Source organism: Mycobacterium sp. NGS49 (assembly GCF_059812565.1).
In genome coordinates this window covers 96,231-110,517 of sequence record NZ_JCALCX010000002.1, presented here as the reverse complement: position 1 = coordinate 110,517, position 14,287 = coordinate 96,231, and the positions used below count along the sequence as shown (strand labels likewise).

The following is a 14,287-nucleotide window of genomic DNA, read 5'->3' as shown; positions in this document are numbered from 1 at the left end:
CTCATTTCCGGCAATATGCGAGGCGTTTACATCCCAGCAGGTTCGCGACGTTCAAGCCTGCCTGGCTCTGTTGCCAGCCCGTCGGAGCGACGGCAGGGAAGGATGCGGAATGCGCCGTGCCTGCGGCGTCTTTTCTCAACGGAACAGTACTACCGGGACAATGATGTGATCATCGGGTGGTCATCGAGTATGCATCAACCCGATCAGTGGGTGCACCTGTCGAAATGTCATGTCGTGTGCCTCGGCTTCACGCGCAAGTTCGGCGAGGCCGATGGTATGCCAGGTGTAGTTGGCAGTGAAATCCCTGACCACATTGTCGCCTTCACGCACGACGTAGCGCATGGTCCAGAGTTCCGCGTCTGCACCGGCGGGTTCGCCGGAAATGAGTACTTCATTGTGCCGGTTGCCGATTCGTTGTTGGGCGATGGTCAGTTCCGGTACTGGCATCGGTTGGTCAAGTGCCATCACCTCAACTACGACCGGCGCCTTCGCGGTGAGACGGGGGCGTAGCTCGCTCCAGAAGCGCTGTCGTGCTTCCCGGTCGAGGAAGCCGATTACTCCGAGTAACACAGCGGCGCCGATGCGCTCCGGAAGATCGACATTCTCGATACTCTCCGAGTAGACGGTCAATCGGTCTCTGACGTCGTCTCGACCAAGAACGCGTGACATCAGCACGGCGCGCATCGCAGCCGACGGTTCGATCGCGTGAATGGCAACGCCGGGGACGCTGTCGGCAATGGCCATAGTAGACAGCCCGGTCCCAGAACCGATATCGACGACAGGTTCGGTGATTTCGCCCGCTTCAGACAGTGCCGATACGAGCACGTCACGCTTGGCCTGCCAGTGCGGTAGTGCCATTATTTCGTAGAATTCCGCCGACAGCGCATACGGGTCGACGTCGCCGGCGGTAGTAGTGGTCGAACCGGTGCTGTGTGTCATCCGAGACCTCGCCTGATAATGACAATCATCTTCATTAAGGTGACCGTAGCATATCCGGCCCACGAGCCCACTCAAAGTGAAGCCGACCGTGGTCGACGTTAACGGGGTCGAGAGTGGGTAGCTCGGCCGGAGGCCGAAGCACGTGAATCGGTAACCGGTGGAATGTCATGACCGCACAATGCGGGCGATAGCCGCCGAAGCCTCGGCGAGTTTGGTCTCGGCGTCCCTACCGCCCCCGGTGATTGCACTGTTGACGCAATGATCCATGTGCTCGTGGAGCAGATTGAGCGCCACCGACCGCAGGGCGCTACTGGCAGCGCTGATTTGGGTGAGGATGTCGATACAGTACTTGTCCTCCTCGATCATTTTCGCGATGCCGCGGACCTGACCCTCGATCCGGCGAAGCCGGGCGGCGTGGCGATCCTTGTGTGGTGTGTGCCCGTGCTCGACTTCCACATGTCTCCTCGGCACCTCAGTTGCAACACGGCGTCGTCTTCTCTCGACGGTCTGAGCCGGAGATCCTGGCGAAAATCTTCTCTGCGCCGCTGACTCATGCACTGTATCGCGCGTGAGCGATTTTGAAAACGATTATCATTAGGGACTGCCGACACCTGGGCGGCCGTAAGGTGGGCCGCTGCTATCGGACTCCCGCAGTTCGCGAGCCGGTGCCGATTGAACAAGGTCGGGAGACTCGAGTTCGGCGCGTTCCCTGAAAACATGACAATGGTTATCATTGTCACATGACCTGTCTCTGTAGTCACCGTCTCGCGATATCGCCGGTTTCGAATGCGCTGACTCTGATATGAAGCCGGACGGGTCTGTTTGTGTCCATGGCTCTGGCTGAGACGTACCGCACCTGCAGCTTCTCCGGTGCGTTCACGTTTGATGTCCAACGGCCATCGAAGCGAACGCTTCGATGCGTGGGTGGTTAGACGCAGCGCCCGGACATGGCCACGCCTTTATGAATCGACCAGAAGGAGCGCCTACGATGTCCGCGCCATTGACCAAACAGCGACGTCGAAGTTCGGCCAAACGACGGGCGGTCATCGATGCTCTAAGTGGCTGTGACAACTTTCGCAGCGCCCGACAGATCTATCTCGAAATTTGTCAGCGGCAAGCTAATCTGGTGGCATTGACCACCGTCTACCGCATCCTTCATGCCTTGGCTGACGAGCGGATCGCCGCAACCCAGCGTGCCGAAAACGGTGAGATCCTCTACCGCCTACACGATGGCACAGATCACCAACATTACTTGCTGTGCCGGTACTGCGGACGTGCGGTTGCGTTCACTCCGGCGGCTATCGAAGAACAGGCCAGCGAGTTCACGACGCACCACTGCTTCGCCGACATCGCGCATTGCATCGACTTCTACGGCACCTGCCCTGACTGTCGAGAAAGTAAATGACAGGACGCGATCAAACCGCTCCGACACATAGGACCCGTTGATTGGGTCATTACGGGCATCGAGTTCCCCGCAAAGGGGACGGTTGAGCAGCGGGGACCCTCTAGGCGACATCGTCGGCGCCGTCGGCGGCGGCTTCGCGCTGCGGGCCGATACGGCGCGCGACTATGGGCTCTAACGCATTCCCGGCGCGGTCGTGAAGTCGGAGCAGCGGACCATTCCGGAGCGGTGGCCGGAGAAGACTCTGTCGCGGGTGGCCGCCACCGCCTCGACTGGGTCGTCGATGGCCGTCGTTCGGAAAGGCGTGATCCGCCCACCTGGCTGACCATTCGGCGTAAGCCGCCGGAAGGCAACGCCGCCGGCAGCGTCACCCGAGATCAGGACCGGATTGAGGTCGTCTGTCGGTACCCAGGCCAGGGCGGTGACATCTGCGCTGTGCCACTCGCCGACCATCCCATTCCGCCCGGTGGGCCCGCGACCGGAGAAATCCCAGACCGTGCGCCCATGTTCGGCGATGTGGACGTCATCACTGCCGCCCGCCAGTAGTCCGTGCAGAGGCCCAGGCGCCGGCCAAGTTGAGCCTTATTGAAAACCATTGTCACATTGTTTCTTCGCATATGTCGGCTCGTGAAACAGCGGGCGTGTGTAGGCCTCGCAATGTCGGTTGGCTTCGTAACGGACAGGGGCGGGCTTCGGACGGCCGATTTCGTTGCAGCACCGTCTATTTGCTGTCAGGACGGGCGGGTGATCCGGGCGCGGTCGATGCCGGTTCGCCGTGTGGTTTTGCCAGTACCACCGCAATGGCCGTGGTCAGTGGCACCGAGAGTGCCAGAGCGATTCCGCCCACGGCAGAGCGGGCCAATTCGATGGCGATGCTCTCGCTCATCATCACGTCACCCAGTGATCTGTTGGCGACGCTGAACAGCAGCAGCAGGGGTAGCGAGCTGCCGGCGTAAGCAAGCACCAGCGTGTACACCGTGCTGGCGATATGGTCGCGGCCCACTCGAAAGGCGCCCAGAAAGATGGTACGGCGCGACGTTTCTCCACCCAGGTGTGCGAGTTCGAAGACCGTCGACGATTGGGTAACGGTAACGTCGTTGAGCACGCCGAGTGATCCGATGATGAACCCGGCCAACAGCAACCCGCGTATCGACACGTTGCCAAGATATGCGGCGACTTCGGAGTTCTGCTCGTCGGACAGGCCGGTGAGGTGGGTCAGATCGATTGCGGCCCAAGATAATAAAGCGGCGAGGAACAACGACGACAGCGTCCCCAGTAAGGCGGCGTTGGTTCGCAGACTCACCCCGTGCGCGAGATAGATCACAGCGTAGAGAATTACCGCTGACGCCACCACGGCTACCGGTACCGCCGGTGCGCCTGCTCGGAGTGCCGGAAGCAGGAAGACCACCAGCACAAGGAAGGCCACGACAATACCGACCAGCGCCAGTAGTCCTCGCCAGCGAGCGACCAGGACGATGACCAAGGCAAACGCAATCGCCAGCGCCGCCAGCGGCCATCGACGTTCGTAGTCATAGAACGCATAAGTGGTCGTGCCTCCGGCGTCGACTTGTCGCGTGATCCGGATACGGTCGCCAGCTGTGAGATGGGGCTGGCCAGGACCCGGGGTGAACTCGAATGCCGTGTAAGCGCCCGCGTTCGGCCCGGAATCGATCGTGACCATGGTTAGCACACACCTTCCGGAACCGGGCATGCCGGGCTGGGCCGAAGCGGTGAGAACCTGACTTGCCGACGGGCTGCCGCAGTCGCCCAGCTGGCTGGATAGCACGTGTCCGGCCTCCGTGGTGACAGCGCCACCAGACGAGTTCTGGAAAGGCATCGGGATGTCGACACGCTGCTGGTGCGGCCACAGCCAAGCCAGGCCGGCCACTACCGATGCGGCGATTGCTGCGAGTAGTCCAACGACGACCTTCGCCGAAGTCGGTCCGAGCGCGGCTCGGCTCGAACCGGCGCCGGGGAAGTGCGAATGCGCGTGTGTCACGCGCTACACCGTAGGACCGTGCTGTTGCGGCGGGAAAAGGTATGGATGGTTCAGGCGTTGATCTCAGGTGACTGCACTCGCTCGAAGATGGAAACGGGTCATCGGCCCCCTGTCCGAGCGGACCTGCGTGGGATCGGGTGTCGTATGCCGCCGTGGTCGGGGCCATTAGCAGCTTCGACAGACCCGCGCGCAGGATGTAGAGTACCGATTTAATGAAAATCGTTTTCAATAAGGTTGGCGTGAGGTAGCCCAACCCGGTGAGTTGGCGACGGCGTTGCCGCATGTCGCCACGCTTGTTGGAGGTTTCAGACATTTCATGCGCAGCGGCTAGGCCTGAAGGAGAAAGATGAGAAGTGGCATCCACCCCGACTACCACCCGGTGGTGTTTCAAGACGCTACTACCGGAAAAACCTTTCTGACTCGATCGACTGTTACCAGCTCACGCACCATTGACGTCGAGACTCCCGCCGGCGTGCAGACGTACCCGCTTGTCGTGGTGGAGGTGACCTGCGACTCTCATCCGTTCTGGACGGGTACCCGGCGCTTGCTCGATACGGCTGGTCAGGTCGAAAAATTCCGCCGGCGCTATGGGAGTCGATGAGCTGTGGCTGCCGCGGAGCTCCTACCGCTGCCCGTCACCGTGTTGTCCGGCTTCCTCGGTGCTGGCAAGACCACGCTGTTGAACCACATTCTGGCCAACCGGGACGGTCGTCGGGTGGCCGTGATTGTCAACGATATGAGCGAAGTCAACATCGATGCCGCCTTGATCGCCGGGCAGGGTCACCTTGATCGCACCGACGAAACGCTGGTCGAGTTGACCAACGGGTGTATCTGCTGCACATTGCGTCAAGACCTACTCGAAACGGTAGGGCTGTTGGCCCGCCAGAACCGGTTTGACAACTTGATCATTGAATCGACCGGCATCTCCGAACCGATGCCAGTCGCCGCGACTTTTGCCTGGGAGTTCGAGGACGGGTCCAGCCTCTCTCAGGTCGCCACCCTCGACACCATGGTCACGCTCGTAGACGCCTCAACGTTTCTCTCCGAACTGATTCGCGGTGAGGGTTTGGCCGATCGGCAGTTGGCGGCCGCCGACGGTGACTACCGAAACATCGCCGACCTGCTCGTCGACCAGGTGGAGTTCGCCGATGTCCTGCTGCTCAACAAGACTGATTTAGCGGGCGAAGACACCGTAAACAGGGTCGAAACAATGCTGCGTCGACTGAACCCATCAGCAAAGATCGTGCGGAGCGTCAACGGCCAAGTGGAGCTGAGTGACGTTCTGGACACCGGTCTCTTCAACCCATTGGCCGCCGAAGAGGTACCTGGCTGGGACGAGGAGATCGCTGGCGGCCACCCTCCCGAGACGGAGGAGTACGGCATCAGCAGTCTCACCTTCCGGGCGGATCGCCCCTTCCATCCGCAGCGGTTGGAAGCGGTGCTGGGTCAGGTTCGTGGACTGCTGCGCAGCAAGGGATTCTGCTGGATTGCCAGCCGCCCGCAGATCGTGGCGATCTGGTCACAGGCCGGCCCGAATTTGGTCATCGAACCGGCGCAATACTGGTCGTCGACAGACATGACCCCCGGACAGGAAATCGTGTTCATCGGTGTTCGGCTCGACCATGATCGCTTGCGGCGACTGCTGGCTTCCGCCTTGCTTACTGATCTCGAATTTGCAGCGGGACAAGAACACTGGACGACGTTTGCCGACCCTTTGCCGAAGTGGGAAGTTGCTCACACCCATTGACGTTGGGGTAAAGCGATTGATGACTGGTGCCGAGTGCACCGCAGGGCCCAACTCGCGCAGGTCCATCGACCTGGCCATTGGCGTTCTGGTCGGGTTGCGTAAGTGCACTGAACGCGAAGCATTCGAAGAGATTGCAAATGCAGTGCACGAGAACGGTATTGGGTTACGGCAGATTTCCCGCGCACTCGTGGAGCTGGCCAGTGGCAGCGGTGAATCTTTCGCGCACCATGCGGAGGCGGTCGTCATCTGGGGCGAGCTGTTAGCAACGCGGGAAGGTGGCCAGTGACCTACTGGGATAATGCTTTTCGTGCACGCATGGAATGACTGCTTCTGATTCTTTCGGCTGGGCAGACTTTGGCCACGATTGCCTACGGGGCGCACTCGGTCTGCGCCCCTGGGCATTCGTCAGCGGTCACTTGCGTCGTTGTGATGTGCTGGTGTGTCGGTGGTCGCTTCCATCGGCGAGTTGCAGTTCTCTTGGTGCCAATCACCGAACGGATCGTGATAGCTGGCCCATTCCTGCGGACGACGGAATTCGGCGTCGGTGAGCAGTGCACTGTGTAACACATCGACGATTCCGTCGGTGTTCGCGCCATACGCCAAGACAGTCATGGCGGTGTGTCGGTCGCCGTGTGTGCCATGCCATCTCAACTGCCCGAAGGCGTGTCTCTCAGCATCGGTGGCCGCTAGTTCAGCCTCTGTCATGGCGGCCAACCACTTGCCGGCCGAACTGACGTGTAATCCGCCTCCGGCGGATTCCAACCAGATTGCTTCCTCAGGTTGGCTGGCAAGCCACAGCCGCCCTCGGGATCGGATCACACCGTCCAGCAGAATGTCGATGGCGGCCTCCAGGCGTTGCGGATGGAAGGGTCGCTGGGCGCCGAATTCGAGCAGTTTGACGGCTCCTTGGGCCTCCAGGGACGGCTGTCCAGCAAGGAGTGGCCCGTGTGGATCGCCGCTTCGGCCTAGCCGGGCATCGGGCCTCATGTCGGCTAAGAGTTGCTCGATATCGGTGCTCCTGACACCGATGCGTGCGCGGGGGGCAAGGCGGCGCACGACGCTGGTCACCACCGGATCGGCGGGCGTCAGCACGGCTACATCAGCAAATTCGACCTGGCCGACGACCACCTGCGCCTCGGTGCGCCCGTCGTCAAGCTCCGCATCTCCCAGCGCCTGGCGCAGCCACACCGATGAATCGATACACGTCACAACGCCCGCAATCGACACATCCAGAGCGGCCGGACCATCCACATAGCCTGGTCCCATCTGGACTCGAATATGGTTGATGGCCCAGCAGATTGGTTCGGGTTCCAACCATGGCGCCAGGTGTATCGCTACCCGGCGCACATCGTCGCGGCGATGCAGCCGGCGCAACAGGCAAAGCAGGTCGTTGCGGATGGTGCATGAGACGCACCCGTGACTGAGCTCAAGTGCGGCTTCCGCGGTGGTCAACAACCCATGCTGACGCGACACCACCGTCCGCAGGACGACATGACCGGTGAAATGGTGTCGCACCGCCAGAGTTCCGGGCGTGCGCAGCATGGTTTGCACGATTGCGTCGGTGCCTTGCTGGCCCCCAACGACGACGACGGGTGTTCTCATGCAGCCCCTATTGGAAATCATTTTCATTAACCGCGGTCTTACGGTAGCGTCTGGATGAGAGCTTGTCGAAAACGATTGTCATTAAGGTCACCTGAGAGGGAAGGCTGCTGGATGTCTGCTCGCTGTCAAGTCACGGGTCGGGAGCCGGGATTCGGCAACGCCGTTTCGCACTCGCACCGCCGAACTCGGCGTCGATGGTCGCCCAACATCCAACTCAAGACGTACTACCTCCCGTCTGAGGGCCGACGGATCAGGCTCAGGGTGAGCGCCAAGGGAATCAAAGTCATCGATCGTGACGGAATTGAGGCGGTTGTGGCGCGGTTGCGCAACGAGGGTCAGCGGATCTGATGGCACGCAACGAGATCCGCCCGATTGTCAAACTGCGATCGACGGCCGGCACGGGCTACACCTACATCACCCGCAAAAACCGGCGCAACGACCCGGACCGGATGGTGCTGCGAAAGTACGACCCAATCATTCGGCGCCACGTCGACTTCCGAGAGGAGCGTTGAGCCATGGCCAAGAAATCCAAGGTCGTCATGAACGAGCGCCGTCGCGCCACGGTGGCTCGGTACGCCGAGCGCCGCGCCGAACTGAAGGAAATCATTCGGTTGCCATCGAGTTCGAGTGAGCAGCGGGCCGCAGCGCAACGTGAATTGATGCGCCAGCCACGAGATGCCAGCGCAGTGCGGGTGCGAAACCGGGACGCGATCGATGGGCGCCCACGCGGTCATCTGCGCAAATTCGGTCTGTCGAGGGTGCGAGTACGGCAGTTGGCGCATGATGGGCAACTGCCCGGGGTGCGGAAGGCCAGTTGGTGAGCCTCATGAAAACCGCAAAGAAACGGCGTCAGGGTCGGGGTGCGCCACCGACCGGCAGATCGGCCAAGAAGAACCTTCTCGTCAGCCTCGGGGTCAGCGCGGTCGACTACAAGGACACGGCTGCGCTGCGACTGTTCATCTCTGAACGGGGAAAGATCCGTTCTCGCAGTGTCACCGGCCTCAGTGTCCAACAACAACGCCAAGTTGCCACTGCCATCAAGAATGCCCGCGAGATGGCGTTGCTGCCCTATCCCGGGTCCGCCGCCGGTCGCTGAGTTGTGCCTTCTCAGAAGCGGTCAGATCACCGGGGACCGAAGGGACTCGAAACAATGACGGTTCATGCCTCTCGTGGCCTGACCGGGCGAGGCGGGAACCATTGAATGCGCGGCGGGGGACCGCGCGCCCGTTCACCGTCGTCGTCTGTAACGTTTGCACAACCGAACAGCAATGTCTGTGATCGATGAATTGCGTCCGACCATTCGGTGCTGCCCGCACACCATGCTCGTTTCGGCGCCCTGCATCCTCGGGCCGGTCACGTGCGCATCCCGGCCGGCTGGGTGCGGTGTCATGGCGATCGTCCAGCCATGCACCACTGACCGACTACCTTTCGGGCCAGGCCGCCCAAATGGGTGGGCCCGATCACCAACAACGCTGAGGCAGCGTTGCTGAGGGACTGGCTAGAACTAGGTCGATGGGAAATCGCACCTCTGCCAGGGCAACTCAGCAGGCATACGCGCTGGTCAGGTCGCGCTAGTCGGTGCATTAGGCGGGAGCCGCACCCGCTGGATGCGGAGCCCTGGTGAGATTCCGGCGCCCGTCGCAATCGCAGCCGCCGTCGAGCACCTGGCGCCTAAGGCCCGTTAGAGATGACCCGGGCGGTCGACTAACGCACTGCGCGGCGTAGAGCGCCTCGCCTAGCTTGTCCATCAGCTCCAGCTGGGTTTGCAGATAGTCGATGTGGTCTTCCTCGTCGGCGACGATTTTCTCGAAATGTTCGCGGCGGTGCTGTTTTGCTTCTCCCGACACAGGATAATCGCGGGTTTGAGACGGTTGATCACCTCGAACTCAAGCGCCAGATCGCTTTCGAACTGTTCGCGCAGTGTCTGGCCCACGCGCAGCGTGCCGATGCGCTGATAATTTGGCAAGCCGTCGAGCAAGAGGATTCGATCGGTGACCTCTTCGGCGTGCCGCATTTCTTCTAACGACTCGTTGCGTGTATGGGCGGCTAACTCGGTGAAGCCCCAGTTGGCTTGCATTTTGGAGTGCAGAAAATATTGGTTGATCGCGGTGAGTTCGCTCGTCAACTGCTCATTGAGTAGTCTCAAGATATCTGGATCGCTTCGCATCTTCATTCCTGACCGTAGGTAGAGTTGCCATGTTGAATTTGTCAGACAACTGCTACGCCTTGCGGTGTTTCAATTTCGCACGCTCCGACAGCTATTTTGGGAGAGCGATGATATTAGCGCAGCCGAGGTGGGTGCGCAACGAACGATGCTTGTTAGGATCAGCTTTTCCAAAGTTGAAGCAAGGTTACATTAATTATGTCTTCGGTCGCGTTGTGAGGCGAAATCAAGCGCGTCGATATCTCAGGCAATTCAGCCTTAGTAATGCAGTCCGAGACGTGATGTCTGGAGGTTCCCGATGGGGAGTCCAGGGGATTTAGAGTGTTGCCACCAGAGACTATTGCTGTGCAGGAGTGAATCGACGACGAGCGCGACGCCGGCCGTCAGGAATATCGGCCGCAACGGCTCGGCAGAGACTTTCACGCCAACGACGCAGGGTGGCGGTACCGCGCGCAATGTTGCACAGTGTCAGCAGGGAATCAACAAAGACGGGCGGTGGGAACTATGTCTGACACCCTTCACAAGGAACACCTCGGCCATGACCACGTACATGCAGATGGATGCGGCCACGTAGCGATACCGCACAACGGCCATGTCGACTATCTGCACGATGGTCATGTTCATCGGCAGCACGGCAGCCATTACGACGAATGTGAGCCGGCCAGCCATACCGTTCACGAGCATCATGACCACGTTCACGGCGACGGCTGTGGCCATGTTGCCGTCCCACACGGCGATCACGTTGACTATGTCCACGATGGATGTCGGCACGCTGCTCACGGTGATCACTACGACGAGCACTGACGCGAACCAGCCGCGCATCTGATCACCATTCATCGAGTGCAGGACGGCGCCCGCCCCGCCCCGAAAGCAATCCAGCCCACGGTTGGACAGCGGCTTGCCGCGGGCCTCGGCGGCTGACAATTTTCACCGAATTCGCGACGACTTCGTCCGCTAGGACAGCACCGCGTCATCCAAACTGTCGGAGTCTTCGATGCTGGGCGCGCGTCATCCGCCGAAGGCGCTCCGCGATCAACCGGCCCCGAATGGAGGAATATTCAGGGCGCGCAGCAGTGAGCCGGCGATGGTGGTCGTAGCGGACACCACCGTCACACTCGGTTGTCCCAGGTTAATCGTGAGACCCGGATTAGGGGATGCCACGAAGGGATAGGTGTCGGGCATCGCTGAGGGGGGAAGCACTCCGGCCCACACCAAGTTGGCCTGCACGCCCTGAACGGTTCCCTTAAGCAAGTAAGTGCCGACGTTTATCGGATTCACCACCGGGAACAGGCTGGCAGGGGTCGGAAGATTGGCGTACTCCGTGTTCGGGCCGCCGATGTCGCCATAACCGAGATCGACAAGCACCCGCAGTGGCGGTTGAATTATGTTGTGCAGCGGCTGCGGCAAGTTCAGCGGTCTTAGCAGCGGCAGGTCCTGGGTCGGGATGAAGTAATAAGTGGTGTTGCCGGTGGATCCGGGCGACACGGGTGCGACGATCGCGGTCGCAAGTTGTTCGGGCGTGATATTGGGATACGTCGGAGTTGGGCTCAGGTGGTCGTAGTAAAGTCCGGCATATGCATTTGCGACGGACAGGAGGTTAATCGGGTAGCGGGGAAAGTGGGCGAAACCGTCGTATTGGATGGTGTAAATGTCGGTGGGGTAGGCCAAATCCGGTGTCGCGCCACTGAATGTCTGGTTGAAACCGGGCAGGTAAAGCCCGACGAAGCGCTCGAATTGGCCGCCGTTGGGATTATTGGGATTTCCGGTGAGTACGAATCGCACACTGGCCGGGTCGGGTGGATTTGGGATGGTGCCGGTGGCGATTCCCTGCAGGTACTCGGTAATGATGGTCGAGCTCTGGGAAAAACCGAAAACGGTGGTGTTGGTGCCCGGCGGCTGGGCTGCGATCGCCTGCTTGAGTATTTCGACTCCCTGAGCAACCGACGTATCAAACGTCAGGCTGTTCAAGCCGGTCAGCGGCCAGCCTTGCTCGGGGGTGACCAGACCGGTCGGAATGGCCGTGTGCGGAGCGATGCGCGGCGCAATATAAGCGTTATAGACATTGTTCAGGTAGGTACTGTCAGGGACAGGGTTTCCCGTGCCGCCCATAATGAGTGTGGCGTAGTCGAGGGCCAGCATGGCCGGGGCTGGGCCGGCCGTGCCGACCAGTGGATTGCCCAACAACGCTCGCCCGGGTGCATTGAGTACAGCGTCTAATTCCCGCTGGACCGCCTGCAGTGGTGACGCATTGAGCACCTCGGCGGCCGCATACGATCTGGCCCCCGCGCCTAGCGCTTGAACGAACTGCTGATGAAACGCGCTGACCTGTGCGCTGATCGCCTGAAATTCCTGACCATAGTTGGCGAATAGCGCTGCGACCGCCGCAGACACCTCGTCCGCGCCGGCAGCTATCAGTTCGGTGGTTGGCACAGCGGTCGCCGCCTGCACTTCATCAAGCGCCGAACGGAGAGTCTGCAGATCTGCTGCCGCCGAAGCCAAAAACTCGGGAGTTACGGCAAGAAGCGACATGGTGCCTCCTGCGCCTTCGCCGACACGGACGTGATCGCGGGATCGAGTGTCGAAAGCCGGGTGCCCGCCATGGTCAGGGCTGCGCCGAACCTGATAGCGCAGACGTACGGTCGAACATTCGAGTCTCCTCAATTGGCATGGGCACTCTAGGTGTACGGTTCCTCGGTTTGGCCCGACGATTGCGGGCCCGTGGGCTCCGGCGACTCTCCGCAGGAGTCGTTGCCCCAAGTGTGGGGCAACATCGGCGCGGTCGGCCTGCTACCGAAGTCATCAGCCAGGGTGAACAATCCTTCAGGACGAACGGCATCGGGCTTCGTTGCCGTTCCAGAAAATCCCAGCGATCCAGCACCCCGACTGGAAGCGGTTGTGTCATCGGGCGGGGTGTCCGGGCCGGCGTCAGTCTCTGAATCCAAGTCCAGAAATTCGTCGGCGTTGTCTCTCATCACTATCCGTCGTCGGCGCTTGGACCGCTGCTGTGCTGGTGCTCGTGACGACGCCGCGGCCGCCGCAGCGATGTCCGCGGCGGGTGCCGAGGCCTTGCCGCGGTCGATCAATGTCGGCCCCTCCCCTCCATCGTTTCCGCCGCCAAACACCAGGTAACCGAACGACGGTGTCCCGACGGCCGGTGCGGATGCCGGGGCTGACGCAGGCGTCGACGCAGGCGTTGACGCCGTCATCGCGGCGGTAGCCGGAGACATCGGAACCGAGGAGACGGCGGATCCGAAAACGGCGTCCCCCCTGGCCGTATTGGGTGCCCGGCTTTCGCTGCTCGCTCCGGGCTCCTGGCCGGGCTGGGGAATGGCCGCGAGTCCGGCAAGGCCGCTCAGTCCGGCAAGGCCTACGAGGGGTAGAAATGGCGTCGCCAAAAGGGCGGCGGGCGCGAAGAACAGGGTGTTGAAGATGACCTCGTAGGGCAGTGCCACGAATAGGAGAGTGGCGAGAAGCTCGGGGGAAGGATTTTGCAGGAGAGCCTCTAGCAGCGGGAGAATGAAAGGCGGGCTATCCACGCCGAACAATTCGTCCACGATGTACGCGACGATCTTTTCCCACTCGGTGAGGATGTTGAGAGGGTTGAAGTCGGCGGCGGCAGGGGCACCGGATCTCAGCACCGGTGGGGCCGGCGGCGTGGTGGGTATCGCTGTGACGGCCTCGGCCGAAACCGTTTGATAGACGGTCATGGTGGTAGCGGCCTGCACCCACATCCGCACATAGTCGGCCTCGTTGAGTGCGATCGGAATCGTGTTGATTCCAAAGAAGTTCGTTGCCATCAGGGCCGCGTGGATGGCGTGGTTTGCTGCCAGCTCACCCGGGGTGGGCATGGCGGCCAGCGCGGCGGTGTAAGCAGTGGCTTCGGTCTCGTGCAGGGTGGCCGTCGCGGCAGCATTGGCCGCCAACAAAAGCAGCCATGCTACATACGGTGCATTGGCAGCGACATACGACTCCGCGCTGCGGCCCTCCCAGGCTATCGACTGCGTCTCTGCCACCACCGCTGAGAGTTCATCGGCTACTTCGGCGTATTTGATGCTCAATGATGTCCACGCCCCCGCCGTCGCCAGTAGCGGACCAGGCCCGGGACCGCTGTTCAGCAATGCCGAATGAACCTCGGGGGGAAGTGCCATCCAGACCGGGGCGGTCACCGCCGACCGGGCGCGATCGATGGCCGAGCGCCGATTCCCTGCACCGACTCAGCAATCGCGATTACAGACGACACGTCCAAGCCTCCTTGGCTCCCCTGTGGCGATGACCGTAGGTCACCCCCGCTGTCCATGACACTTACGAGCACAGTCCCAGCCGGCCCCCGCGCCGCCGGGCCCAAGGTAGCGTCGAACGCCACCCAAGTCGCCGCCGTGGTGCAAAAGCGAAGCCTGTCCGAGGCTGCCCTCATTCTGTCACCAAGGAGAACGG

At 61.3% G+C, this 14,287-nt stretch carries 16 protein-coding genes and 1 pseudogene; 9 read left to right on the top strand and 8 right to left on the bottom strand.

Annotated features, from left to right (window positions below; all coding sequences use genetic code 11):
• Positions 1-180: 180 nt before the first annotated feature.
• A complete protein-coding gene (locus AC5Y7D_RS02470; protein ID WP_499921184.1) occupies positions 181-939 on the bottom strand; it encodes a class I SAM-dependent methyltransferase in 759 nt (252 codons plus the stop codon).
• Between the two features lie 165 nt (positions 940-1,104).
• Positions 1,105-1,395: a metal-sensitive transcriptional regulator gene (locus AC5Y7D_RS02465; protein WP_499921183.1), complete on the bottom strand. Its 291-nt coding sequence runs from the start codon at positions 1,393-1,395 to the stop codon at positions 1,105-1,107.
• 532 nt (positions 1,396-1,927) lie between these two features.
• Here AC5Y7D_RS02465 and AC5Y7D_RS02460 point away from each other — a divergent pair.
• Positions 1,928-2,344, top strand: coding sequence for a Fur family transcriptional regulator (locus tag AC5Y7D_RS02460; protein WP_499921181.1), 417 nt, complete (start codon positions 1,928-1,930; stop codon positions 2,342-2,344).
• Between the two features lie 171 nt (positions 2,345-2,515).
• On the opposite strand, the gene AC5Y7D_RS02455 is transcribed toward AC5Y7D_RS02460, so the two are convergent.
• A complete protein-coding gene (locus AC5Y7D_RS02455) occupies positions 2,516-2,794 on the bottom strand; it encodes a hypothetical protein (RefSeq protein WP_499921178.1) in 279 nt (92 codons plus the stop codon).
• Between the two features lie 268 nt (positions 2,795-3,062).
• The gene (locus AC5Y7D_RS02450; RefSeq protein ID WP_499921176.1) at positions 3,063-4,340 is read right to left on the bottom strand and encodes a YibE/F family protein; all 1,278 of its coding nucleotides are present in this window, start codon (positions 4,338-4,340) and stop codon (positions 3,063-3,065) included.
• 346 nt (positions 4,341-4,686) lie between these two features.
• Between AC5Y7D_RS02450 and AC5Y7D_RS02445 the strand changes: the two genes are divergently transcribed.
• From AC5Y7D_RS02445 to AC5Y7D_RS02435, 3 genes are read left to right on the top strand one after another with little or no spacing between them, the layout of a single operon-like run.
• The gene (locus tag AC5Y7D_RS02445; protein WP_499921174.1) at positions 4,687-4,941 is read left to right on the top strand and encodes a type B 50S ribosomal protein L31; all 255 of its coding nucleotides are present in this window, start codon (positions 4,687-4,689) and stop codon (positions 4,939-4,941) included.
• Positions 4,942-4,944: 3 nt separating this feature from the next.
• On the top strand, positions 4,945-6,087 hold the full coding sequence (locus tag AC5Y7D_RS02440; RefSeq protein WP_499921172.1) for a GTP-binding protein: 1,143 nt from the start codon (positions 4,945-4,947) through the stop codon (positions 6,085-6,087).
• A 19-nt stretch (positions 6,088-6,106) separates the two neighbouring features.
• On the top strand, positions 6,107-6,373 hold the full coding sequence (locus tag AC5Y7D_RS02435) for an ANTAR domain-containing protein (protein WP_499921170.1): 267 nt from the start codon (positions 6,107-6,109) through the stop codon (positions 6,371-6,373).
• A gap of 119 nt (positions 6,374-6,492) precedes the next feature.
• On the opposite strand, the gene mrf is transcribed toward AC5Y7D_RS02435, so the two are convergent.
• Positions 6,493-7,689, bottom strand: coding sequence for a ribosome hibernation factor-recruiting GTPase MRF (gene mrf, locus AC5Y7D_RS02430; RefSeq protein WP_499921168.1), 1,197 nt, complete (start codon positions 7,687-7,689; stop codon positions 6,493-6,495).
• Positions 7,690-7,800: 111 nt separating this feature from the next.
• On the opposite strand from mrf, the gene rpmB reads away from it, so the two are divergent.
• The 4 genes from rpmB to rpsR are packed head-to-tail and all read left to right on the top strand — an operon-like array spanning position 7,801 to position 8,785.
• Entirely contained in the window at positions 7,801-8,037 is a 237-nt protein-coding gene (gene rpmB / locus AC5Y7D_RS02425) for a 50S ribosomal protein L28 (protein WP_205873892.1), read from the top strand.
• A complete protein-coding gene (gene rpmG / locus AC5Y7D_RS02420; protein WP_083156190.1) occupies positions 8,037-8,201 on the top strand; it encodes a 50S ribosomal protein L33 in 165 nt (54 codons plus the stop codon). The genes rpmB and rpmG overlap by 1 nt, the downstream gene beginning before the upstream one ends.
• A gap of 3 nt (positions 8,202-8,204) precedes the next feature.
• Positions 8,205-8,510, top strand: coding sequence for a 30S ribosomal protein S14 (gene rpsN, locus AC5Y7D_RS02415; protein WP_499921166.1), 306 nt, complete (start codon positions 8,205-8,207; stop codon positions 8,508-8,510).
• A 5-nt stretch (positions 8,511-8,515) separates the two neighbouring features.
• On the top strand, positions 8,516-8,785 hold the full coding sequence (gene rpsR, locus AC5Y7D_RS02410) for a 30S ribosomal protein S18 (protein WP_499921164.1): 270 nt from the start codon (positions 8,516-8,518) through the stop codon (positions 8,783-8,785).
• A 598-nt stretch (positions 8,786-9,383) separates the two neighbouring features.
• On the opposite strand, the pseudogene bfr reads toward rpsR, so the two are convergent.
• Positions 9,384-9,856, bottom strand: a pseudogene (gene bfr, locus AC5Y7D_RS02405) (bacterioferritin); the annotation flags it as partial.
• 501 nt (positions 9,857-10,357) lie between these two features.
• Here bfr and AC5Y7D_RS02400 point away from each other — a divergent pair.
• Positions 10,358-10,657 (top strand): hypothetical protein, encoded by a 300-nt coding sequence (locus tag AC5Y7D_RS02400; RefSeq protein WP_499921162.1) that lies wholly within the window; start codon positions 10,358-10,360, stop codon positions 10,655-10,657.
• A gap of 228 nt (positions 10,658-10,885) precedes the next feature.
• Here the strand turns inward: AC5Y7D_RS02400 and AC5Y7D_RS02395 are convergent, their stop codons facing one another.
• Both AC5Y7D_RS02395 and AC5Y7D_RS02390 read right to left on the bottom strand, forming a co-directional pair.
• Complete coding sequence (locus tag AC5Y7D_RS02395) at positions 10,886-12,382, bottom strand: PE-PPE domain-containing protein (RefSeq protein ID WP_499921160.1); 1,497 nt, start codon at positions 12,380-12,382, stop codon at positions 10,886-10,888.
• Between the two features lie 146 nt (positions 12,383-12,528).
• Entirely contained in the window at positions 12,529-14,019 is a 1,491-nt protein-coding gene (locus AC5Y7D_RS02390) for a PPE family protein (RefSeq protein ID WP_499921158.1), read from the bottom strand.
• Positions 14,020-14,287: the final 268 nt, after the last annotated feature.